This window comes from Telluria sp. AZSoR62 (assembly GCF_058111565.1).
Genome location: NZ_JBYTST010000156.1, coordinates 1 through 356 on the forward strand (window position 1 = coordinate 1; position 356 = coordinate 356).

General features: G+C 54.5%; 1 protein-coding gene. It reads right to left on the bottom strand.

From position 1 onward, the window contains the following. The coding region (locus tag AC3XQU_RS23320; RefSeq protein WP_489876528.1) for a NapC/NirT family cytochrome c at positions 1 to 306 on the bottom strand (306 nt) is incomplete at its 3' end. Between the last annotated feature and the right edge of the window lie 50 nt (positions 307 to 356).

Here is a 356-nt window from a genome sequence, read left to right on the forward strand (position 1 = left end):
CATCTTGCGGGCAATCTTGTGCGTCCACTCATGCGGAACATGGCAGTCCGGGCACGTGGCGCGCACGCCAGAGCGATTGGTGTAGTGAATGGTGTCCTGAAGTTCGACATACACGTTGTCGCGCATTTCGTGGCAGGAAATGCAGAATTTTTCGGTGTTCGTCGCCTCCAGTGCGGTATTGAAACCTCCCCAGAAAATCACCCCGGCGATAAACCCGCCAAGCGTCAAAAAGCCCAGGCTGTAATGCACACTGGGGCGACGCAGAATCCACCAGTAATCTTTGAGCAGGACAAACAAGGCTTTCATGGCCTCTCCTCAAGGTTTCTGCTGGCCGTTGATTTCGTCTTCCAGCACCT